General features: G+C 32.9%; 23 protein-coding genes. 14 read left to right on the top strand and 9 right to left on the bottom strand.

Features of this window, described 5'->3' with window-relative positions; genetic code table 11:
- Positions 1-4: 4 nt before the first annotated feature.
- The gene (locus P2W65_RS14815; protein WP_289658569.1) at positions 5-2,275 is read right to left on the bottom strand and encodes a M1 family metallopeptidase; all 2,271 of its coding nucleotides are present in this window, start codon (positions 2,273-2,275) and stop codon (positions 5-7) included.
- 185 nt (positions 2,276-2,460) lie between these two features.
- Between P2W65_RS14815 and P2W65_RS14810 the strand changes: the two genes are divergently transcribed.
- From P2W65_RS14810 to P2W65_RS14800, 3 genes are all read left to right on the top strand, one after another.
- Positions 2,461-3,312, top strand: a complete 852-nt coding sequence (locus tag P2W65_RS14810; protein WP_289658567.1) for an aldose 1-epimerase family protein — start codon at positions 2,461-2,463, stop codon at positions 3,310-3,312.
- Between the two features lie 12 nt (positions 3,313-3,324).
- A complete protein-coding gene (locus tag P2W65_RS14805) occupies positions 3,325-3,873 on the top strand; it encodes a GNAT family N-acetyltransferase (RefSeq protein ID WP_289658565.1) in 549 nt (182 codons plus the stop codon).
- Positions 3,874-3,994: 121 nt separating this feature from the next.
- Complete coding sequence (locus tag P2W65_RS14800) at positions 3,995-4,549, top strand: DUF3575 domain-containing protein (protein WP_289658563.1); 555 nt, start codon at positions 3,995-3,997, stop codon at positions 4,547-4,549.
- A gap of 3 nt (positions 4,550-4,552) precedes the next feature.
- On the opposite strand, the gene P2W65_RS14795 is transcribed toward P2W65_RS14800, so the two are convergent.
- Together P2W65_RS14795 and P2W65_RS14790 are read right to left on the bottom strand one after the other, a co-directional pair.
- The gene (locus P2W65_RS14795; RefSeq protein ID WP_289658561.1) at positions 4,553-4,777 is read right to left on the bottom strand and encodes a VF530 family protein; all 225 of its coding nucleotides are present in this window, start codon (positions 4,775-4,777) and stop codon (positions 4,553-4,555) included.
- Between the two features lie 108 nt (positions 4,778-4,885).
- Positions 4,886-5,524 (bottom strand): putative outer membrane beta-barrel protein, encoded by a 639-nt coding sequence (locus P2W65_RS14790; RefSeq protein WP_289658559.1) that lies wholly within the window; start codon positions 5,522-5,524, stop codon positions 4,886-4,888.
- 140 nt (positions 5,525-5,664) lie between these two features.
- Here P2W65_RS14790 and smpB point away from each other — a divergent pair, with 140 nt between their 5' ends.
- The 3 genes from smpB to P2W65_RS14775 all read left to right on the top strand — a co-directional run bounded on the left by smpB (position 5,665) and on the right by P2W65_RS14775 (position 7,978).
- Positions 5,665-6,120 (top strand): SsrA-binding protein SmpB, encoded by a 456-nt coding sequence (gene smpB / locus P2W65_RS14785; protein ID WP_091496954.1) that lies wholly within the window; start codon positions 5,665-5,667, stop codon positions 6,118-6,120.
- Between the two features lie 82 nt (positions 6,121-6,202).
- The gene (locus P2W65_RS14780; RefSeq protein WP_289658555.1) at positions 6,203-6,844 is read left to right on the top strand and encodes a hypothetical protein; all 642 of its coding nucleotides are present in this window, start codon (positions 6,203-6,205) and stop codon (positions 6,842-6,844) included.
- A gap of 84 nt (positions 6,845-6,928) precedes the next feature.
- Positions 6,929-7,978 (top strand): Fic family protein, encoded by a 1,050-nt coding sequence (locus tag P2W65_RS14775; protein WP_289658553.1) that lies wholly within the window; start codon positions 6,929-6,931, stop codon positions 7,976-7,978.
- A 31-nt stretch (positions 7,979-8,009) separates the two neighbouring features.
- Here the strand turns inward: P2W65_RS14775 and P2W65_RS14770 are convergent, their stop codons facing one another.
- Positions 8,010-8,651 (bottom strand): protein-L-isoaspartate(D-aspartate) O-methyltransferase, encoded by a 642-nt coding sequence (locus tag P2W65_RS14770; protein ID WP_179003379.1) that lies wholly within the window; start codon positions 8,649-8,651, stop codon positions 8,010-8,012.
- A gap of 119 nt (positions 8,652-8,770) precedes the next feature.
- Between P2W65_RS14770 and P2W65_RS14765 the strand changes: the two genes are divergently transcribed.
- The 8 genes from P2W65_RS14765 to P2W65_RS14730 all read left to right on the top strand — a co-directional run bounded on the left by P2W65_RS14765 (position 8,771) and on the right by P2W65_RS14730 (position 16,703).
- A complete protein-coding gene (locus P2W65_RS14765; RefSeq protein WP_289658550.1) occupies positions 8,771-9,775 on the top strand; it encodes an RDD family protein in 1,005 nt (334 codons plus the stop codon).
- Between the two features lie 114 nt (positions 9,776-9,889).
- A complete protein-coding gene (locus P2W65_RS14760; protein ID WP_289658548.1) occupies positions 9,890-10,855 on the top strand; it encodes a Gfo/Idh/MocA family protein in 966 nt (321 codons plus the stop codon).
- Between the two features lie 86 nt (positions 10,856-10,941).
- Positions 10,942-11,829 (top strand): 3-hydroxyacyl-CoA dehydrogenase family protein, encoded by an 888-nt coding sequence (locus P2W65_RS14755; protein ID WP_289658546.1) that lies wholly within the window; start codon positions 10,942-10,944, stop codon positions 11,827-11,829.
- Positions 11,830-11,841: 12 nt separating this feature from the next.
- Positions 11,842-12,501, top strand: coding sequence for a YggS family pyridoxal phosphate-dependent enzyme (locus P2W65_RS14750; protein ID WP_289658544.1), 660 nt, complete (start codon positions 11,842-11,844; stop codon positions 12,499-12,501).
- A 75-nt stretch (positions 12,502-12,576) separates the two neighbouring features.
- Entirely contained in the window at positions 12,577-13,938 is a 1,362-nt protein-coding gene (locus tag P2W65_RS14745; protein WP_289658542.1) for an exonuclease domain-containing protein, read from the top strand.
- Positions 13,939-13,968: 30 nt separating this feature from the next.
- On the top strand, positions 13,969-14,808 hold the full coding sequence (locus tag P2W65_RS14740) for an ion transporter (protein ID WP_179003373.1): 840 nt from the start codon (positions 13,969-13,971) through the stop codon (positions 14,806-14,808).
- Positions 14,809-14,960: 152 nt separating this feature from the next.
- The gene (gene miaA / locus P2W65_RS14735) at positions 14,961-15,881 is read left to right on the top strand and encodes a tRNA (adenosine(37)-N6)-dimethylallyltransferase MiaA (RefSeq protein ID WP_289658540.1); all 921 of its coding nucleotides are present in this window, start codon (positions 14,961-14,963) and stop codon (positions 15,879-15,881) included.
- A gap of 75 nt (positions 15,882-15,956) precedes the next feature.
- The gene (locus P2W65_RS14730; protein WP_289658538.1) at positions 15,957-16,703 is read left to right on the top strand and encodes an acyl-[acyl-carrier-protein] thioesterase; all 747 of its coding nucleotides are present in this window, start codon (positions 15,957-15,959) and stop codon (positions 16,701-16,703) included.
- A 148-nt stretch (positions 16,704-16,851) separates the two neighbouring features.
- Here P2W65_RS14730 and P2W65_RS14725 read toward each other — a convergent pair whose 3' ends face one another.
- Genes P2W65_RS14725 through P2W65_RS14705 form a run of 5 tightly spaced genes read right to left on the bottom strand, consistent with a single transcriptional unit; the run spans position 16,852 to position 20,806 of the window.
- Positions 16,852-17,382: a hypothetical protein gene (locus tag P2W65_RS14725; protein WP_289658536.1), complete on the bottom strand. Its 531-nt coding sequence runs from the start codon at positions 17,380-17,382 to the stop codon at positions 16,852-16,854.
- Positions 17,369-18,058 (bottom strand): peptide chain release factor H, encoded by a 690-nt coding sequence (gene prfH / locus P2W65_RS14720; RefSeq protein ID WP_289658534.1) that lies wholly within the window; start codon positions 18,056-18,058, stop codon positions 17,369-17,371. The genes P2W65_RS14725 and prfH overlap by 14 nt, the downstream gene beginning before the upstream one ends.
- Positions 18,046-18,651 carry a hypothetical protein gene (locus tag P2W65_RS14715; protein WP_289658532.1) on the bottom strand — a complete coding sequence of 202 codons (606 nt, stop codon included), beginning with the start codon at positions 18,649-18,651 and terminating at the stop codon, positions 18,046-18,048. Before P2W65_RS14715 ends, prfH begins: the two co-directional genes overlap by 13 nt.
- A 13-nt stretch (positions 18,652-18,664) precedes the next feature.
- On the bottom strand, positions 18,665-20,056 hold the full coding sequence (locus tag P2W65_RS14710; protein ID WP_289658529.1) for an RtcB family protein: 1,392 nt from the start codon (positions 20,054-20,056) through the stop codon (positions 18,665-18,667).
- A gap of 3 nt (positions 20,057-20,059) precedes the next feature.
- Complete coding sequence (locus P2W65_RS14705) at positions 20,060-20,806, bottom strand: hypothetical protein (RefSeq protein WP_289658528.1); 747 nt, start codon at positions 20,804-20,806, stop codon at positions 20,060-20,062.
- Positions 20,807-20,821: the final 15 nt, after the last annotated feature.

Here is a 20,821-nt window from a genome sequence, read left to right as displayed (position 1 = left end):
TTTTTTAGTTTTTAGTAAATGGAATTACCTGATTATTTCCTAAAACAATCATATCAAAACCAGTTTTTGCTTCATTATATTTGAATTTTAAACCAGCTCCTTTAGACTCAAATGTGTCTTTTTCGTTTTCCACAGGTTTAACTGAAAACTTCGGAAAATCTGTAATTTCAACATACATTGTACTGTTTTTCTCTGTAACTTCAATTTTAAGAGGCGCTCTTGAAGTAGAAAAAGTTCCTAAATATGGATCCAAAATAACATCTTTTTCAATTTTCCCCTTACCCGCAGTCCAAACATTGTTTGATGTATTGTTGTCTGGAAATGCATTATCTGGATCTAACGTGATACTTTCTATTTCTTCTGTCGAATTATGCTTGAAAGACCAACTGTTGTTACGCTGCCAAATCTCTACAGGAAGATTTACTCTTGTTAACTTTCCGCTTTTTGTTTTAACGTCTAAAACAATTGGCATTGGCATTTTGTCAAAATTCTCAACTGTAATAATTGCTCCTTTTGCTGGATCGTTTTTCACATATTTAATAGAGTTGATTCCTTGGTCAAATCTCCAGTTATTTACGTACCAGCTTCTCCAAAACCAGCTTAAATCTTCACCAGCCACATTTTCCATCGTTCTAAAGAAATCATCTGGTTGTGGATGTTTGTAAGCCCATCGATTGATATAAGTTCTAAAAGCTGTATCAAAACGCTCTTTTCCTAATATCTGCTCTCTTAAAATTATTAATCCGGCACTTGGTTTAAAGTAACATAACATTCCAATATTAGCCTCTTTCATGTTATCTGGTGAACTCATGATTGTTTCTAAATCAGGACGAGTAAAAGATTCTGCTTGTTCATGTAAATTAGCAGCAGGTTCTTTATATTCTCCATTATTAAATGCAGCTGTGCTTAATGAATTAATAAAAGTATTAAAACCTTCGTCCATCCATCCGAATAATCTTTCATTAGAACCTACAATCATAGGAAACCAAATATGTCCAAATTCGTGGTCTGTAACTCCCCATAAATCTGCTCCTTTAGATTTCCATCCGCAGAAAACAATTCCGGGATATTCCATTCCGCCTTCATTTCCTGCAACGTTTGTAGCTGCTGGATAAGGATACTCAAACCATTGTTTAGAATAATGTTCGATAGAAGCTTTTACATATTCTGTCGAACGTCCGTAACCGTCTCTTCCTGCACTTTCAACTGGATAAGCAGATAATGCTAAAGATTTTTTACCGCTTGGAAGGTTAATTTTAGCTCCGTCTAAAATAAATGCAGAAGATGATGCCCAAGAAAAATCACGTGCATTTTTAATTTTATAATGCCAAGTTTTTTCAGTTCCCGCGTTTGTATTTGCCGTTGCAGCAACTTCTTCAGCAGAACGAATTGTTACTGTCTGATCACTATTAGATGCATCTTTATATTTTTTCAATTGATCAGCAGAAAACACCTCTGCTCCGTTGATTAATTCTCCAGAAGCTACTACATATTGATTTCCAGGAACAGTCAATTTTACATCAAAATCTCCGTATTCTAAGTAAAACTCAGAAGCTCCTAAATACGGAGCAGTATTCCAACCTCTTACATCATCATACACGCACATACGTGGATACCATTGGGCAATTGTAAAGATTTTTCCGTTTTTAGTTTCTAAAACTCCCATTCTATCAGATCCTTCAAAAGGCGCGATGAATGAAAATTCGATTTTAATTTTTACAGTTCCTCCTTTTGCAGCCAACTCTTGTGGAAGAAAAACCTGCATTCTGGTATCTGTGACAACGTATTTTGCTTCAACTTCTGTTTTATTTTTTCCTCCAGAAATTACTTTTACCGCTTTAATTTTATTTCCACCATCAAAAACTTGACCTTGAGCTCCGTTACGGCTTCCTGTTAATGGCACAACAGCGTTTCCTCTAGAATCTTCCTTAAATAAATTCTGATCTAAATTCAGCCATAAAAACCCTAATTTATCCGGACTATTATTAGTGTATGTAATTTCATCTGTACCTACAATCTCATTTGTAGTTCCATTTAATTTTGCTGTGATTTGGTAATCAGCTCTGTTCTGCCAGTATTCAATTCCAGGCTGACCGCTCGCTGTACGGGTTGAAGTTCCGTTTTTGGTATAAAAATGCGGACCAAAGGCATCATGATAATTGTAATTGTTTACCGGATTTACTGCTGTCGCTGACGGAGTTTGCTGCGCCCATACAGATGAGATCCCAAAAAATAAAGCCGCGGTTAAAATGGCTTTTGCACATTGCTTTTTCATATTTTTTAGCTGTTTATGTAGCAAATTAATGAAAAAAAAAGCTATTGACAGAGAAATTTCAAAACATATATTCAATTTTAGCAAAATTTTATCAATAAAATAATTTAGTTCATTTTACTAAAAACTGAATTTTATAAAATATATTTACATCACTTAAAAAAAACAATCATTTTACACCTTATATTTTGACCACAACTATTTCAAATTCAAAACTAAGCGCTTCAATCAAACAGGCTGGAGCTGAGTTATTTTCTATAAAAGACAACCAAAATAATGAATATATCTGGGAAGGGAATCCAGATTTCTGGGGCAAACACTCTCCCGTTCTTTTTCCTATTGTTGGTACTTTAAAAAACAACACTTACACAATTGAAGGAAAAGAATATCAATTGTCAAGACACGGTTTTGCTCGTGATATGGAATTTCAATTAATTGACAAAACTGAAAACAACGCAGTTTTCTCTCTAAAATCTTCTGAAGAAACTCTTAAAAAATATCCCTTTAACTTTGAATTACAGCTTATTTATACACTTCAGGAGAGTTCTCTTGACTTAGAATATAAAGTCATCAATAAAGGAAAAGAAAAAATGCCTTTTTCAATTGGGGCACATCCTGCAATTGCTCTGTCTAATAATTTTGAAGATTATGCGCTTCAGTTTGAAAAAGAAGAAGAATTAAAGTACTATCTTTTAGAGAATGATTTGATTTCTTCTAAAACTAAAATTTTAGAAACCGAAAATAATATTGTTCCTTTAAATTACGACTTGTTTAAAAATGATGCTTTGATATTTAAAACATTAGATTCAAAATCATTGACTATTCTAAAAAATAAAAAGCCATACATAAAAGTTGATTATAAAGATTTCTTAAGTTTAGGAATCTGGACAAAAGAAAATGCTCCTTTTATTTGTATAGAACCTTGGTTAGGCTATTCTGATACTGATGAAAATACAGGAGATTTATATAAAAAAGAGGGAATTTTGATTTTGGATGAAAATCAAAATTTCACTGCAAAATTTAGCATTACAATATTATAACTATAGTTCAATATGTTAGAATTTAACTTTTCTCCTTTTCCCGTTATAGAAACAGAACGTTTGATATTGAATCGAATTACTGAAAAAGATGTAAGCGAAATTTTCGCATTACGTTCTAATCCTGAGATAATGAAATATATCCCGAGACCATTAGCAAAGACAACTGATGATGCATTGGAACATATTCAGATGATTAAAGATAAAATCGAAACCAATACAGGAATCAATTGGGCAATTAGACTTAAAAATGACCCAAAATTGTTTGGCTTCATAGGATTTTACAGATTACAGCCTGAAAATTATCGAGCCGAAATTGGCTATATGATTTTACCCGAATTTCATGGAAAAGGTTTTGTTCCTGAAGCAGTAAAAAGACTTACTAAATACGGTTTTGAAGATTTAAAACTTCATTCCATTGAAGCTGTCATTGATCCTGAAAATTATGCTTCAGAAAAGGTTTTACAAAAGTGCGATTTTATTAAAGAAGCCCATTTTAAAGAATCAGACTTCTACGAAGGCAAATTCTTAGACAAAGTAATCTACTCATTGTTAGACAAGTAAACATAACTCTTAATTCTGACAAAAAATAATCTTGTTAAAAGTAGGTTAATCAGCAATAGTAAGAACTTAGTTACGTTATATTTGTGCCGAAAATAAATTATTACCTGCGATTAAAAATACCATGAAAAAATTATTTGCCCTTATTGTTCTTCTTTTATCTATTCAATTACAAAGCCAGACTTTTATTAAATTTAATGGAGCTACTGCTTTACTTGCAGTACCAAACATTGGAATTGAAACCAGCATTGGAGAAAAAACAACTTTTAGTGCAGATGTAATGGCTTCTTTCTGGGAATCATTTAATGGACACAATCCAATGAAATTCGTTACAGTAACACCTGAAATTCGTTATCATTTTAAAGAAAAGTACAATGGTTTTTATGCCGGTGCGCATATAGGTGCAGATAAATACGAACTGCAAAAATGGAATTACTGGGACAGCAATCGTTATGAAGATGGTTTTGGCTACAGAATTGGAGCTACAATAGGTTACAACTTAAAACTAAATGACAAATTTGTACTTGATTTTTTTGTTGGAGGCGGATGGCACCAAGGTTTTTACCATGGTAAATATAACGATGGAACACCTGGAAGATATGAAAAAACAGTTAACTGGAATAAAAGCGGTGAATGGCTTCCTTATCGAGGTGGCGTAATGATTTCTTATAAATTATAAAAATCAGCTTAGCTTTGGAAGTGTTTTAACATAAAGATCTTCCACTTTTTTTCTTGCCCAGTCCGTTTTTCTTAAAAAAGTAAGGCTCGATTTGACACTTGGATTGGAAATAAAACACTTAACCGGAATCAATTCTCCCAAAGTATCAAAACCATAATAATCTACTAAAGTCTCAACAATTTTTTGAAGTGTAATTCCGTGTAAGGGATCTTTGGACTGATTTTGCATTTTTTTATTCTTTTAAAATTATATAAAAAAGACCGTACTAGAAAAGTACGGTCTTTCTTTTTGCAAAATTACTAAATTGAATTTTACAGCAATCAAATAAAGAATAAATTAGAATAAGAATTTAAATCCAACAGAAATTGGAGAAGTCAAATTAGGATTACTTCCTCCTAAAGCAGTATTGTAAAACGGATCTACATTGGCAGCGTGAGCTAAACCAAAATTGGTAACTGTAGTTTTTTCTCCCGTTTTTGGATCAAGCGTAGTTGATGTAAAGTTTGCTAAGTCATAAGAAAACTCAACAGAGAAATTTTTAGTTACAAAATAATCAAATCCTCCTGACATAGAAACACCAATTTGATTTACTTTTAGTTCACTTTCTTTTTCTTTTCCAGAAATAATAGGCACCGCTAATTGACCAAAGAAATAAAGAGAGCCAGCAACATTCCAGTATTTTCTAACTAATGGTTGTGCTACAATTAAATCTGTTTTTGCCGCTGTTCCTGCATCAGAATCAGCTTTTACATTAATATATCCTACAGCTGCTCCAACTGCAACAGATGGCGTAACAAATGTTCCAACAATTGGCAATACAGATAAAGTGGTATTTTTAGCATCTGCCGTTTTTGTTTGTTGATAACCAAACTGAGAAGTCACAAACCAAGTACCTTTTAAACCTTGACTTGCCTCTTGAGCCTTTGCTGATAAACTGATTAGTACGATACTTACTAACGTTACAATTTTTTTCATTATTAAATTTGTTTTTGAAATTATGAAGCAAACTTAAAAGGAAGCATTTTTGCTGTGGATGATTAAAATCATAGATTAGAATAAAACTTTAATTATCTTAGCCGGCGTAAGTTTTTCAATTTTGTCTTACATTTGCACACATGTTAAAATCAGTCAATATATTAAATAAAAGAGCCCGATTTGATTATGAAATAATCGATACCTATACTGCTGGAATTGTTTTAGCAGGTACCGAAATCAAATCTATACGTTTAGGAAAAGCCAATATCACAGAAAGCTTCTGCGAATTTAGTGGTATGGAACTTTTTGCGATTAATACTTATATCGAAGAATATTCTTTTGGAAATCAATTCAATCATAAATCAAGAAGTGAACGAAAATTACTTTTGAATAAAAAAGAATTAAAAACACTTCATAAGAATGTTCAAGCAAAAGGACTTACTATTGTTCCTCTGAAATTATTTACCAATGAAAAAGGTTTGGCAAAATTGCAAATTGGTCTTTGTAGAGGAAAGAAAAACTATGATAAACGAGAATCTTTAAAAGAACAAGATACTAAACGAGATTTAGACCGTATTAAAAAAGCCTTTAATTAAAGGCTTTTTTAATTTCAACATAAATCACTGTTTATTAATATTTTATCGTTATTTTTACTTATAACCAATTTAACTGTAAAATATGAAAAAGTACTTAGTTTTGTTTTTCGCAATAATGATACTTTCAAGTTGCGGCAGTAATACAGCGATCGTAAATAGCTGGAGAGATCCAAATGTTACCGTTGCTCAAGAAAATTTCAAAAAGGTTTTAGTCGTTGCTTTAGTAAAAGATGAAGCCTCAAGAAGAGTTGCAGAAAACCGAATAGCCGCCAATCATCCAATTTTTAAAACTTCTTATCAGTACTTAAACGAAACAACCAAAGACCTTACAAAAGAACAGAAATTAAAAATTCTTCAAGATGAAAATTTTGACGGAGTAATAACCATGAGATTGGTAAGCAAAGACAAAGAAACCAGTTATGTTCCCGGAACTTACACTGGAATGTACTACGGAGGTTTTGATGGAATGTATACCGGAATGTACGGATATGGATTTGGAAATTGGTACGGAATGTATTCTCCCGTATTTTATGATCCAGGATATTATCAGGAAACCACATCTTACATGGTTGAAACCAATATTTTTTCATTAAAAGAAAACAAATTGATTTGGACAGGAACTACAAAATCTGAATACGTTACAGATCTAGGACAAACTGTTGATGCAATTATGCAGGCGGTAGTTAAAGAAATGAGAAAAGACGGTTCTTTACCTCCAAAATAAAATCCAGAAAGCAACATTTAAACTGTTGCTTTTTTCACACAACAAAAATTGACTAAATTTGTCAAGACAAAATTTTTCATTAAAATGAAATCACTTCTCAAAAATGCTAGAGAGCAAAAAGGTTTAAAAACCCGTGAATTAGCACAACTTGCCAATATTGATCAAGCTTTGATTAGTAAATTTGAATCGGGAACAAGAAAGCCAACCAAAGATCAGATTATTAAGCTTTCTCAGCTTTTAGAAATTGATTATGAAACTTTAATGATTGCCTGGCTTAAAGAAAAGATTCTTTATGAAATTGGTGATGACGAACTCGCCTTAAAAGCTTTAAAAGTTGCTGAAAATGAAATCAAATACAACAAAACGGTTTCAAATCTTAAATTATCTACTTCTTTAGAGAAAATCCTAAAAGAAATCGATGCCTTAAAAGAAAAATTAGATTCTTATCGTCAGTATGACAGCTTTAAAATAACACAGGCCTTAGAATTAGAATATACTTTTGAAAGCAATAGAATTGAAGGCAATACAATGACACTTCGTGAAACAGATATGGTTATCAATGAAGGCTTGACAATTTCCGGAAAAAGCATGCGGGAGCATCTTGAAGCTATAAATCATCAAGAAGCAATTGGTTTTATTAAAGATTTAATGAATAAAAACAACTCTTTAAACGAACGAGATCTTTTATCTATTCATAATTTAATTCTACGAGGAATTATTCCGGAAGATGCCGGACGTTACAGAAAAGTTCTAGTTATGCTTCAGGGAAGCAGTCACATGCCTCCACAACCTTTAATGGTTCCGCAGGAGATGGAAGAATATTTTGTTTGGTATGAAATCAATAAAAATAAACTACATCCAATTATTTTAGCCGCAGAAATGCACGAGCGATTAGTAACAATTCATCCTTTTATTGATGGAAACGGAAGAACTTCACGACTAATCATGAATTTAATTTTAATGCAAAAAGGCTATCCTATTGCTAATATTAAAGGTGATTACGAAACTCGAATGCAATATTATCAGTCTTTAGAAATTGCTCAAACTAAAAAAGACAAAGAAGATTTTTTTCTGTTTATCGCTCAAAAAGAAAAAGAAAGCCTGGAAAGATATATTTCAATTCTTACCCAATAAAAAAGCCCGCTAAAAAAAACGGGCTTTCTCATTAATTTTTATCTTCTAACAAAGGAACAAATCGAAACTCTCCAAACTCATGTTTTTCAAACTGCGTTTCATTCTTTCTGATTAATAAAGTCATAATCTGAACATCCTCTCCTAACGGAATAACAAGCCTTCCTCCTATTTTCAACTGCGCCATTAAGGGCTGTGGAATAAAAGGTGCACCTGCTGTAACTATAATACTGTCAAAAGGTGCGAAATTTGGCAATCCTTTATAACCGTCTCCAAAAGAAACATGTTTAGGACGAATATTTAATTTTGGAAACAAAATAGAAGTCTGTTTAAACAATTCTTTTTGTCTTTCTACAGTATAAACTTTTGCTCCAAGATGAAACAAAACGGCCGTCTGATATCCAGAACCTGTTCCGATTTCCAAAACCTTATGTTCTTTCTGTACTTCTAAAAGCTGAGATTGAAATGCAACAGTGTAAGGCTGGGAAATAGTTTGACCCGCACCAATAGGAAAAGCCTTATCCTGATAAGCGAAATCTTCAAAACTAGAATTCAAAAAAAGGTGTCTCGGGATTTTTTTTATCGCATCCAGAACTGCTTTATCAGTAATTCCTTTTTGTTCTAAAGTGGTTACTAATTGATTACGAAGTCCTTGATGTTTGGCAGTATCTTTCAAAATAGGTAGGTTTTATTTTCGCAAAAATAAGAAAACAAATCATCAATTATCAAGTACTTTTTAATGATTTAATTTCTATTTTTGATTTATCCTGTAACCTAAATGAATTCTAATATTTTATGAAAAAAATTATACTCGGATTATCTTTACTGTTTTCATTATTGGGGATTTTAAGATCCTTCTTTTTTGTTTTTTATGATTTTGATGAAGTTACCGAATTTTCTAATTTTTTTGTTTTTAGTATTCAGCCCTACACTTTTGCAGGTATGAACATCTATATTCCTAGACATTTAATTAATGGAGAATCAGAAAGTGGTACTATATCAATGGGACTTATCAATTTATCTTTTTTTCTGACTTTTCTTTCTGGCACTGTTATTTATTACTTTTCAAACTACAAAGAGACCAAACTCTTAGCTTTTAATTACAGCTTAGTATTTTTAGATTCTTTAATAAAAATATTCTTTTTTATTTTTCTTTTTAACATTGACAAGCTGAACATCACTGAGTTTCTATATATCTTGATTACTTTATTGTATCTTTTTATTTCATTCTATTTTATAAAAAAAGAACTAAATTCTAACATGTTAGAAAAAGATAATCAAACAACAGGAAACGATCTTGAAAATGCATCAAATTCAAAACGTTTTTTAAATTTACTTATCGATTCTTTCATCATAATAGTCATCGTTTTTGGTTTTATTAGTTTCGCAGAAAGAAATGAAAAAATGGCTTCTCTCTTAGGTTACTTTAAAATGACATTTGGAGATAAATTTGCTTCTCTGGTTTTCTTTTCAATGATTAAATTCAGTTACTATTTAGTATTTGAATCTATCTTTAAAAGTACACCAGCTAAATTTATAACATCTTGTTATATAACAGATGAAGAAGGAAATCCACCAAACTTTTCGATGACTTTTAAACGAACTTTATTAAGATTTGTTCCTTTTGAAACTTTCTCTTTTTTACTTGGAAAAAATTTACACGACGACTATTCAGACACTTATGTTATCAATAAAAATACAGATCGCAAAATTGAAGATCGATATACACAATTCTTAACAATTGCATTAGGTATCGTAATAGTTATTTATTTTTTTATGTCAAACAGACATACATACTAATCAATAAAACGAAAAAATAAGATTGATGTTTTTAATTATTGAATTACTAAATCTTTATCATATACATTTTCACTTTAAATAAATAAATTCTATTTTTGTTTAAAATACATTCTCATGTTAAAAGTAGGAGTTTTAGGTGCTGGTCATCTTGGTAAAATACATTTACGCTTATTACAACAATCTGACAAATACGAATTAGTTGGATTTTATGATGAAAATCAGGAAAATGCCGAAAGAATCTCAAAAGAATTTGGCTATAAAAATTTCAATACAATTGCAAAACTCATTCACGCAGTCGATGTGATTGACATTGTCACTCCAACGCTATCTCACTCTAAATGTGCAAAAGTTGCCATCAAATCTGGAAAACATATCTTTATTGAAAAACCAATCGCCAATACTGTTGAAGAAGCTGAAGAAATTATTGCTTTAGCAAATGAATACAACGTAAAAGGACAGGTTGGACACGTAGAGCGTTTTAATCCCGCTTTTATCGCTACTAAAGAAATGATCGAAAATCCGATGTTTATTGAAACGCATCGTTTGGCCGAATTTAATCCTCGTGGTACAGATGTTCCTGTAGTATTAGATTTAATGATTCATGATATTGATGCCATTTTAAGCGTTGTAAAATCTAAGGTTAAAAGCATCAATGCAAGCGGTGTCTCGGTTATCAGTGAAACTCCAGATATTGCGAATGCCAGAATTGAATTTGAAAATGGATGTGTAGCTAACTTAACTGCCAGCAGAATTTCGTTGAAAAACATGCGTAAATCACGTTTCTTTCAAAAAGACGCTTACATCTCAGTTGACTTTTTAGAGAAAAAATGTGAAGTAGTCCGCATGAAAGATGCGCCAGAAGTACCTGGTGATTTTGATATGATTTTGCAGAATGCTGAAGGTGTAAAAAAACAAATCTATTTTACCAATCCAGATGTTGAACAAAACAATGCAATCTTAGACGAGTTAAATTCGTTTGCCGATGCAATTAACAATAATACAACTCCAGTTGTTACACTTGAACAAGCTACAGATGCATTGCGTGTGGCTTATCAAATTATTGAGTGTTTCGATAAATAATTTAAAAAAAACAAAATAATTAGCCACGAATTCACTAATTAATTGGTGATTTCGTGGCTAAATCATAAAAAAATATCTAGCAAAAAATGAAAACAATAGCTGTAATTGGTGCAGGAACAATGGGTAACGGAATTGCTCATACCTTTGCACAAAGCGGATTTACCGTAAAATTAATTGACGTTTCTGAAAAGTCATTAGATAAAGGAATGGCAACTATTGCAGGCAATTTAGAGCGCATGCTCGCTAAAGGAACAATTACTCAGGAAGATGTTGCAAAGACAATCACCAATATTATTACTTATACCGATATTAAAGACGGTGTTGTTGGTGTAGATTTAGTTGTAGAAGCCGCAACAGAAAATGTAGAATTAAAACTGAATATTTTCAAGCAATTAAACGAATATTGTTCACACGATACTATTTTAGCTACCAACACTTCTTCTATTTCAATTACACAAATCGGAGCTGTTGTAGCGCATCCAGAACGTGTTATCGGAATGCACTTTATGAATCCTGTGCCGATTATGAAATTGGTTGAAATCATTCGTGGCTATAATACGAGCGATGAAGTAACCAAAATCATCATGGATTTATCTGAAAAATTAGGTAAAGTTCCTGTTGAAGTAAACGATTATCCAGGTTTCGTTGCAAACAGAATTTTAATGCCAATGCTAAACGAAGCAATCGAAACGTTATACAATAAAGTTGCTGGTGTTTATGAAATTGACACCGTAATGAAATTAGGAATGGGACACCCAATGGGACCACTACAATTAGCCGATTTTATTGGACTTGACGTTTGTCTTGCCATTCTAAATGTGATGTACGATGGATTCAAAAATCCAAAATATGCTCCTTGCCCGCTTTTAGTAAATATGGTAAGAGCTGGAAAATTGGGAGTGAAATCTGGAGAAGGATTTTACGATTATAGCGAAAGTAAAAAGGCTGAGAAAATTTCGAAGCAGTTTGTTTAAAAAATAAATATCATGTCGATTCAATCGAATTTAAATACAATAAAAGCAACTTTACCTGAACACGTAAACCTAGTTGCCGTTTCAAAAACAAAACCTGTCTCAGACTTGATGCAAGCCTACGAAACAGGACAGCGCATTTTTGGAGAAAACAAAATTCAGGAAATGACGGAGAAATGGGAACAAATGCCAAAAGACATTCAATGGCATATGATTGGTCATGTTCAGTCCAATAAAGTCAAATTTATGGCACCGTATGTCACTTTGATTCACGGTGTTGACAGTTTGAAATTATTACAGGAAATCAACAAACAAGCTTTCAAAAATAATAGAGTTATAGATTGTCTTCTTCAAATGTATATTGCCGAAGAAGAATCTAAATTTGGTTTGGACGAAAATGAATTAAATGAACTTTTAACTTCTTCGCAGTTCAAAGAGTTGAAAAATATTCGTATCTTAGGTTTAATGGGAATGGCAACCTTCACAGAAGACCAAAACCAGATTAAAAAAGAATTTACCCATTTAAAATCGATTTTTGATTCGATAAAAGAGCTAAAAACTGAAAACTGCAGTCTGAACACTATATCAATGGGAATGTCCGGAGATTATCAATTAGCTATAAAATGCGGAAGCACAATGGTTCGCATTGGAAGCAGCATTTTTGGCGGTCGTTAATACCTGCCGTAAAGACGCATTGAAGTACGTCTTTACAAAAAACTGAATACTAAAAACTGAGACTGAACACTTAATTTGTACGCAATACTTGACATAGAAACCACTGGGGGACAATTTAATGAAGAGGGAATTACCGAAATCGCTATCTATAAATTTGATGGGCATGAAGTAGTTGATCAATTCATAAGCCTTGTCAATCCTGAAATTCCGATTCAGCCCTTCGTAGTAAAACTGACTGGAATCAATAATGCTATGCTACAATCAGCGCCAAAGTTTTACGAAGTTGCCAAGCGTATCATAGAAATTACTTCCGATTGTGTTATCGTGGCTCATAATGCATCATTTGACTATAGAATCCTTCGTACAGAATTTAGACGTCTAGGCTACGATTTCGAAGCTAAAACACTTTGTACAGTAGAATTAGCTAAGAAATTAATTCCAGAACAACCATCTTACAGTTTAGGAAAACTCGTTCGTTCACTTGGAATTCCGATGGCCGACAGACATCGCGCCAGCGGAGATGCTATGGCTACAACTAAGCTGTTTAAAATGCTTTTGGAAAAAGATGTCGAAAAAACTATCGTAAAAGATTTTATAAAACTCGAAGTAGAAAAAGGAATTTCTCCAAAATTTTTAGATCTTTTAAATCAAATGCCAGCTAAAACTGGAGTTTATTATATCTATAAAGAAGACGGAACTTTAATTTACATTGGCAAAAGCCAAAACATCAAAAAAAGAGTCAATCAGCATTTTACAGGAATCACTACAAAGAGCAAAAGAATCCAAGCTGAAGTTTTTACGATTACGTATGATGAAACCGGAAGCGAGTTAATAGCGCTTTTAAAAGAAAGTCAGGAAGTAAAAGTAAATCGTCCTAGATACAATCGATCTCAGAAAAAATCAGTTTTTCCTGTTGCTTTATATGCCGAAAAAGATTCAGATGGTTACATCAACTTAAAACTGGAGAAAGCAGACGGACGTAAAAAAGAAATCACCTCTTTTACTTCTTTACAAGAAGGCAAAAATGCACTCTTTAAATTCACGGCAAAATATCATTTATGTCAAAAACTGACAGGTTTATATCAAACCAAAAAAGAGTGTTTTCAATATAAAATCAAAGAATGTGACGGCGCTTGCATCGGCGAAGTGACTCCAGAAGTTTACAATTTAAGAGTACAGCAATTCATTTCAGAAAACAGTTTTGAAAACAAAAGCATGATTCTGATAGACAGAGGAAGAAATGTAAACGAACGAAGTGCAGTCCTGATCGAAGATGGAATCTACAAAGGTTACGCTTATTATGATCTGAATTATCAAATTACTAATATTGAGATCTTAAAAAATATTTTGGTACCGATGCAACACAATCGTGATGTGAAAAATATCATTCAAAGCTATATCCGTAAAAGCAAATCGCTAAAAATACTTCATTTTTAACAAAACCAAACTTTCATTATCTTTAAGGATATGAAAAACAAAAAATCACAATACGAAATCTTCAGAGAAAAAGTAAAAATCATTCTGTATGGCACCAATACCATATTAGGACGAATGTTCGATTTAGTATTATTAGGTTTGATTTTATTGAGCGTTTTATTAATAATGCTTGACACTGTACAAGGAATCAGTTCCAAATATCATTACCAGCTTCTGATCTGCGAATGGGTAATCACAGTCTTTTTTACCATCGAATATATTTTAAGAATTATCTCCATTCAAAAACCTGTTAAATACATCTTCAGCTTTTACGGAATCATCGATCTGCTTGCTGTTTTGCCCATGTATTTGTCTATATTTTTGCCTGGCGCAAGTATTTTATCAATCGTAAGGGCATTACGTTTTCTTCGATTATTCAAAATTTTGCATATTCCGCAAATCAACCATCAATCGTTACAATTAAAAGAAGCTATAGAAGCCAGCAAAGAAAAAATTCTGGTTTTCATTTATTTTGTCCTAATCAGCACCGTTATCATCGGTACAATAATGTATCTGGTGGAAGGCCGAGAATCAGGATTTACAAGCATTCCCATGGGAATTTACTGGACAATAGTAACTTTAACAACAGTAGGTTACGGAGATATTTCGCCACAAACACCGCTTGGACAATTTATTGCAGCATTTGTCATGATTTTAGGTTACGGAATCATCGCTGTTCCAACAGGAATTGTCACTGCCGAATTTGCCAAAAGCAGTCTGAAAAACAGCACTGTAAGTGGCAAAAAAACATGTAGAAAATGCCAGTCTCAAGTTCATTTTGACAATGCTAAATATTGTTACGAATGTGGAACGGAACTGCCAAATAATTAATTTTAGAAGCTAATCCAGCTGTACATTCCAACTCCTCCTTATATTTGTAATTTTTTAAGGCATAAAAGGAGCTTCCGTCGGTCGCTCTTTTATACCAAAAAAATTTAACAAATATAAGTCCGAGGTTTCCATTTCCATCTGGGCTAAAAACTATGAAATACCTAATAACCATTGTCGGCCCAACAGCTATAGGCAAAACAGCCTTGAGTATTGCTTTGGCACAGCATTTTAAATGCGAAATCGTTTCTTGCGACAGCCGTCAGTTTTTCAAAGAAATGACCATTGGAACCGCAGTTCCAAATCTGGAAGAACTCAATTCTGCCCAACATCATTTCATTCAAAACAAATCCATTTTTGAAAATTATACTGTTGGCGATTACGAAAAAGAAGCTTTGGCCAAAATCGAAGAATTATTTCAATCCAATGATTTTGTCATTCTTATTGGCGGTTCAGGATTATATGTCGATGCCATTTTAAAAGGATTCGATGAATTTCCAGAAATAGATCCAAGCGTTCGTTCTGAAGTAAATTCAAATTACGAAAAACTCGGAATCGAATATCTTCAAGAACAATTGAAAAGTTTAGATCCCGAATATTATCAAAAAATAAGTTTAGAAAATCCTCAGACTTTACAAAACCCACAACGAATGATGCGTTTTGTAGAAGTTTGTATTGGAGCTCAAAAACCGTATTCTTCGTTTTTAAATCAAAAGAAAAATAATAGAGACTTCACTCCTATTTTAATTGGTTTAGATGCTGACAGAGAAATCATATACAGCAGAATCAACCAACGTGTAGATATTATGATTAACGAAGGATTATTAAAAGAAGCGGAAACGCTTTATCCTAACAAAGCGTTAAATGCACTTCAAACGGTCGGTTATAGAGAATTATTTAGTTATTTTGATGGAGAATTCACGTTGCCATTTGCCATTGAAGAAATCAAGAAAAACACAAGAAGATTCTCCAAAAGACAATTAACGTGGTTCAAACGAAACGAAAAAACCAAATGGTTTGATTACGCAACACATAGAAAAAACATCATAGATTATATAGAAAATTTATTAAAGTAAAGGAAGTCTTTTTTCTATTTTCTATATTCTATTCTCTGATAGAAAAATCTAAATTCAACACTCTAAAATATTAAAATGCCAATATCTCCCAATTTCACATCAGTTCTAAGCAAAGACTGGGAAATCAATTTCACACAATGTACGCCAACAGGTTTTTTAAAATATACTGATTTGTGTAACCTTTTACAGTTAACCGCCGCCGCACATTCTGAAGTTGGCGGCATCAGCTTTACGGATATGCAGGAATTTGATCAAGCTTGGGTTTTAAGCCGAATGCGTGTTGAAATTTCAGCATTACCAAAATGGCAAGATGTTGTAACCGTTAAAACATGGATTAACAGCCTAGAAAATTCACGTTCTGTTCGTGCGTTGGAAATGTATGTAAACGGAAAAAAAATTGTTGGAAGCGAAACCTATTGGGCCGTTTTTAATACCAAAGCGCGTCGTCCAGAAGCTTTAGCATTGCCTTTTGAACACTTCGAATTATTCCCTGAAAAAAGAGCAACAGAAGAAGGGTTTTCAAAAATCAATATCAACCACGAAAAAGAAGCGGTTTTTGAAAAAACAGTTTATTTATCCGATTTAGACATTGTAAATCACGTAAATAATGTAAAATATCTGGAATGGTGTTTGGATCACGTAGATCCAAAAAGAATCATGAAACAAGAAGTTAAAAGCTTCGAAATGAATTTCATGAAAGAACTTTCACTACAAGATAATGTTGTAATTCACGAAAGCGAAGATGACGATCACACAACAGCAACATTCAGCATTACAAAAGACGAAAAAACGTGTTTTGCTTTGGAATTGCATTGGAAGTAAATCGCAATTTCTTTCCTGCAAGGTTTTCAAAACCTTGTAGGTATAAATGTTAGAATTTAAATAACAAACCTACAAGGTTTTGAAAACCTTGCAGGAAAGTGGAATCAATAAAAAAACGATGCAAATTGCATCGTTTTTTTTATCAAAATCATTTCGATTTCTTTTTAGAATCTTTTTTAGTTTTCTTTTTCTTCTTTTTAAGCAAATCAATTTTATTCTCAATTCTCTTCTCAACATCTGAAATATCAGATTCATAATTAAATTGCAACGAATGAAGTTTAGCATTTTTAATTTCTTTTAAAGCCTTTTTAAACTCATTTTGCACTTCTAAAAGAATGGCTTTCTTGACATAAATCTCGGATTTATTGATTCCTTTTACCGTTAAGGCAAAATCAATGAGCTTTCGAGCTTCTTCATAATCTTCATTTAAAATCAAAGTTTTTAAATAATACGGATACACTTCAAGAGCATGAATATTAATCGATAAAGCCTGCTGAAAATAAGATTTCGCTTCTTCATAGTTCATCAATTGCTCTGCCTGAATTCTTCCGTACAAACACAAAACCATTGTATTTTTATCATCATAAGAAAAAGCATAATCTAAAGATTCTATTGTTCCTTCCAACCAAAACGGATAATTATCCAAGGCTTGAAAAAGGTATTTATCAGTTGTTTTCATTGCGTAAATCGTTTTTTAATTTCTGACGAGTTCCTTTATAACTTTTCTCTACTTTGTTCTTTTTAAAATCACTTCCCGTAAAAACTCTCACTGGATTTCCGCGCTCTACATTGAGCTGATTTTCCCACTGTCTTCCTACATGATTTTTAAGCTGAACTAGTTTTTCGTCTTCTAATTTTTTTAATAATCTTTCTGTTGCCAGTTTTTTGTTTTGATGCTGCGAACGGCTATCCATTGCTACAACTGCAATTCCTGTTGGAATATGTGTCGCCCGAATTGCCGAACTGACTTTATTCACATGCTGACCACCTGCTCCTGAACTTCGCATGGCTTGATACTGAATATCATTTTCTGAAACTGAAGCATTTTTTTGTTGTTCAATTTCAAAAATTCCAATAAACCAATTTTTACGTTTGTGCATTTTCCTAAACTGACTTTGTCCAATCCATTGAATCGTTCCGACCCAAGACTTCACAAACTTATCAGCATTATTTCCTTTTACAGCAATCGATGCAGTTTCTATCGTTCCGTTTTCTTCTCCTTTTTCTCTTTGCAATAAAACCACCTCTAAATTCTGGTCTTCAGCTTCTTCTAAAACTTTTTTAAGCACTTGGGCGACAACCCAAGTACATTCTGCAGGCCCGCGACCCGCTGTTATCTGAATTATTCTTTCCATTTTTCTAATACTTTAAGAAGCTTTTCTCTGTTTTTTGCTTCTTTAATAAATTTTGGAAGTCGTGAAACCATTGTTCCATTACCGCTTCCATTATTATTTCTCTCTCTTAAATCAGCTTTAATGTATTTTTCCAAGTACACTAAATGTTCCTGATTGTAAACCCAAAAAACATTTCCTCTGACTTCTTTTTGAAACCAAAGCTGTAAATTGTGCCAAGGTTCTCTTACCAAACCATCTTTTTGCGGTTCTTTTCTAGTTCTTAAAATCGCAGGTTTTATTTCCTCGCTAAAACTGCAATGCGGACATTTAACCTGATACATTTCTGGTCTTTCTTTGAAAATAGGAGACTCATACTCAAATTTTTCATAACAATTACCACAGTAATGCTTTCCAAGTGCTTTGTATTGATAAACTGGTTCATCAACTTTATAAAAACAGGATTTACATTCAAAAGTCATTGTTATGCATTTTCCACATTCACAATTTTTAGGAACTCCTTTCAAAACTCCTTTAGATTCACATTTGGGACATTTCACGAAAATCTCGTTATAAAAATGTCCCAGCCATTTATTTTCATCTTGAAACCTTTCCATAATTTTTTACTTTTTAGCGATCCATTCTAACAATTTTAGGCGTAAACGTTCCTAAAACCTCCACTAAATCTGTCTGGTTTGCCATCACTTTTGTAATGTCTTTGTAGGCCATTGGCGCTTCGTCAATATTTCCTCCTATCAAGGTTACGTCGTTGGCTTTCAAAACTTTTTTGATTTCGCTTTGTGTAAAAGTACTTTTGCATTTCGCTCTCGAAAACAAACGTCCCGCGCCGTGCGAAGCAGAATTCAAACTTTCAGCATTTCCTTTGCCTTTCACAATAAAACCTGAAGCAGTCATCGAACCCGGAATAATTCCTAATTGCCCTTCTCCTGCTGGCGTTGCACCTTTTCTGTGCACAATACATTCCTGACCGTTAACCATTTCTTTCCAAGCAAAATTGTGGTGATTTTCAATTGTTACCACTACCCTTTTTCCAATTGCTTTGGCAATTCTTCTGTGAATATCGTCGTGACAAGCTTTAGCATATTCTCCTGCTAAATTCATCGCCAGCCAATATTCCTGACCATCGTGCGTATTCAAATCCAACCAGGCTAAATGCTGTACATTTTTTGGTAACGGACACTGCTTTGTTGCCAAATACGTGTAATGCTTCGCAATGTTTGCGCCCAATCCACGTGAACCGCTATGTGAAAGAACTGCAAAATATTCACCTTTTTCCAATTTCCACTCGTTCTCAGGATTATCAATTTTAGCAATTCCAAATTCTACAAAATGATTCCCTCCGCCTGAAGTTCCTAATTGTTTATAGGCTTTTGGAAAAAGATTTTTCAATAACGGAATATCCTGAAATCCGCTATTGTAAAACACCTCATGATCGACACGAGAAGCGTGCGTTTCATACATTCCGAACTTTGTATTGTCTTTCAAAATTGCTTCCAACTGATGCTCTTTTCCTTTAAAATGAGAAGCTGGCAAATCAAAAATCGAAAGGCTCATTCGGCAACCGATATCAACTCCAACTCCGTATGGAATCACGGCATTATCTGTTGCTAGTACGCCACCAATTGGCAATCCATAACCTGAATGCGCATCCGGCATTAAGGCTCCAGCAACTGAAATTGGCAGTTTTAATGAATCATATAATTGAAATTTTGCCTGATCGTCGATTTCATTTTCTCCAAAAATTTTAAACGGCGCTCTAGTGTTTTTAAGCTGATGCATTCTTACCTGAACAGGTTTTATCAAACCTTCAGCTACCTTTCCCCAAGTTCCATTTCCTTCGTACTTTTCAGGATTTAGCAAAACATCTTTTGCTTCTGTTAGAATAGATTCTTTTTTTTCTCTTTTTCTATATCTGTTTATTTGCCCTAAGGCTATATTTATTGAATTGTTCTTTGGAAAACCCAATTTAATCAGGTCTTTTCCGGATAATTTATTTCCCATGATTTATATCATTTCATCTACATATTCCTGATACAATAGGTGTAGACTTTTATTTTTTATTGGACTTATCTCTCTTGGGTTTTCACTTTGAAAATACCCCCAATTATAAGATTGTCCTTTTACTAATTTGTTTATTTTTCCTCTAAGATTATAATTTGAAGTATAATTTAAAATAAGCTGAATTTCCCTTTCTAAATCAGAATCCAACATTCTTTTATGCGTAATCATGTACGGTTTTACCTGATGCTCATAGCGCCAAGGCTCGTTAAACTCATAATGAATTCTATATCTCTCAAAAACTTTACTCCAACGTTCTTGCTTTGTAAAATGCCCTTTTTCTCTTTCTGACAATTCTAATTTTGGATTGTTCCATTCACTTTCAGTAAATTCTTTCAGTCTTTGAATTCGTACAGAAGAAGCATTTTTTCTCTTTTTACTTTTCTTCTTTTTAAAGGTTTTATCCGAAGAAAATTGCCAAGTATTTATCTTTTCCAATAGCGTTTTGTAAAATTCTGCTTCACTTGATTTTACAACATCATCTCTTAATTTAAAATAACGCTGCCATCCATTTTGATAAGGCTCATCAAGCAGAATCCAAGGCAAGTTATTACGCTGTTTCCAAAGTTTTTTTTCAAGCTTGTCCAGTTGGATTAATTGTCTTTCAAAATCTTCTTTTACTAATCTTTTTTTCCTTCTTTTACTTTTAAAACGAGTACATAAAGCATACTCGCCTACCGTATAATTTTCCATTTAAAAAATTATAGT

The sequence above is a fragment of the Flavobacterium panacagri genome (assembly GCF_030378165.1).
Classification (GTDB): domain Bacteria; phylum Bacteroidota; class Bacteroidia; order Flavobacteriales; family Flavobacteriaceae; genus Flavobacterium; species Flavobacterium panacagri.
Note: the sequence above shows the minus strand (reverse complement) of the source record. Positions and strands in the feature narration are given on the sequence as shown.

What these genes read in the sequence shown, in the direction of transcription:
- P2W65_RS14705 (WP_289658528.1), bottom strand. Translation starts at nt 20,806, where the DNA reads ATGGAAAATTATACGGTAGGCGAGTATGCTTTATGTACTCGTTTTAAA.
- P2W65_RS14730 (WP_289658538.1), top strand. Translation starts at nt 15,957, where the DNA reads ATGCCAATATCTCCCAATTTCACATCAGTTCTAAGCAAAGACTGGGAA.
- P2W65_RS14790 (WP_289658559.1), bottom strand. Translation starts at nt 5,524, where the DNA reads ATGAAAAAAATTGTAACGTTAGTAAGTATCGTACTAATCAGTTTATCA.
- P2W65_RS14725 (WP_289658536.1), bottom strand. Translation starts at nt 17,382, where the DNA reads ATGAAAACAACTGATAAATACCTTTTTCAAGCCTTGGATAATTATCCG.
- P2W65_RS14775 (WP_289658553.1), top strand. Translation starts at nt 6,929, where the DNA reads ATGAAATCACTTCTCAAAAATGCTAGAGAGCAAAAAGGTTTAAAAACC.
- P2W65_RS14750 (WP_289658544.1), top strand. Translation starts at nt 11,842, where the DNA reads ATGTCGATTCAATCGAATTTAAATACAATAAAAGCAACTTTACCTGAA.
- P2W65_RS14755 (WP_289658546.1), top strand. Translation starts at nt 10,942, where the DNA reads ATGAAAACAATAGCTGTAATTGGTGCAGGAACAATGGGTAACGGAATT.
- P2W65_RS14710 (WP_289658529.1), bottom strand. Translation starts at nt 20,056, where the DNA reads ATGGGAAATAAATTATCCGGAAAAGACCTGATTAAATTGGGTTTTCCA.
- smpB (WP_091496954.1), top strand. Translation starts at nt 5,665, where the DNA reads ATGTTAAAATCAGTCAATATATTAAATAAAAGAGCCCGATTTGATTAT.
- prfH (WP_289658534.1), bottom strand. Translation starts at nt 18,058, where the DNA reads ATGGAAAGAATAATTCAGATAACAGCGGGTCGCGGGCCTGCAGAATGT.
- P2W65_RS14805 (WP_289658565.1), top strand. Translation starts at nt 3,325, where the DNA reads ATGTTAGAATTTAACTTTTCTCCTTTTCCCGTTATAGAAACAGAACGT.
- P2W65_RS14760 (WP_289658548.1), top strand. Translation starts at nt 9,890, where the DNA reads ATGTTAAAAGTAGGAGTTTTAGGTGCTGGTCATCTTGGTAAAATACAT.
- P2W65_RS14780 (WP_289658555.1), top strand. Translation starts at nt 6,203, where the DNA reads ATGAAAAAGTACTTAGTTTTGTTTTTCGCAATAATGATACTTTCAAGT.
- miaA (WP_289658540.1), top strand. Translation starts at nt 14,961, where the DNA reads ATGAAATACCTAATAACCATTGTCGGCCCAACAGCTATAGGCAAAACA.
- P2W65_RS14800 (WP_289658563.1), top strand. Translation starts at nt 3,995, where the DNA reads ATGAAAAAATTATTTGCCCTTATTGTTCTTCTTTTATCTATTCAATTA.
- P2W65_RS14765 (WP_289658550.1), top strand. Translation starts at nt 8,771, where the DNA reads ATGAAAAAAATTATACTCGGATTATCTTTACTGTTTTCATTATTGGGG.
- P2W65_RS14815 (WP_289658569.1), bottom strand. Translation starts at nt 2,275, where the DNA reads ATGAAAAAGCAATGTGCAAAAGCCATTTTAACCGCGGCTTTATTTTTT.
- P2W65_RS14795 (WP_289658561.1), bottom strand. Translation starts at nt 4,777, where the DNA reads ATGCAAAATCAGTCCAAAGATCCCTTACACGGAATTACACTTCAAAAA.
- P2W65_RS14740 (WP_179003373.1), top strand. Translation starts at nt 13,969, where the DNA reads ATGAAAAACAAAAAATCACAATACGAAATCTTCAGAGAAAAAGTAAAA.
- P2W65_RS14715 (WP_289658532.1), bottom strand. Translation starts at nt 18,651, where the DNA reads ATGGAAAGGTTTCAAGATGAAAATAAATGGCTGGGACATTTTTATAAC.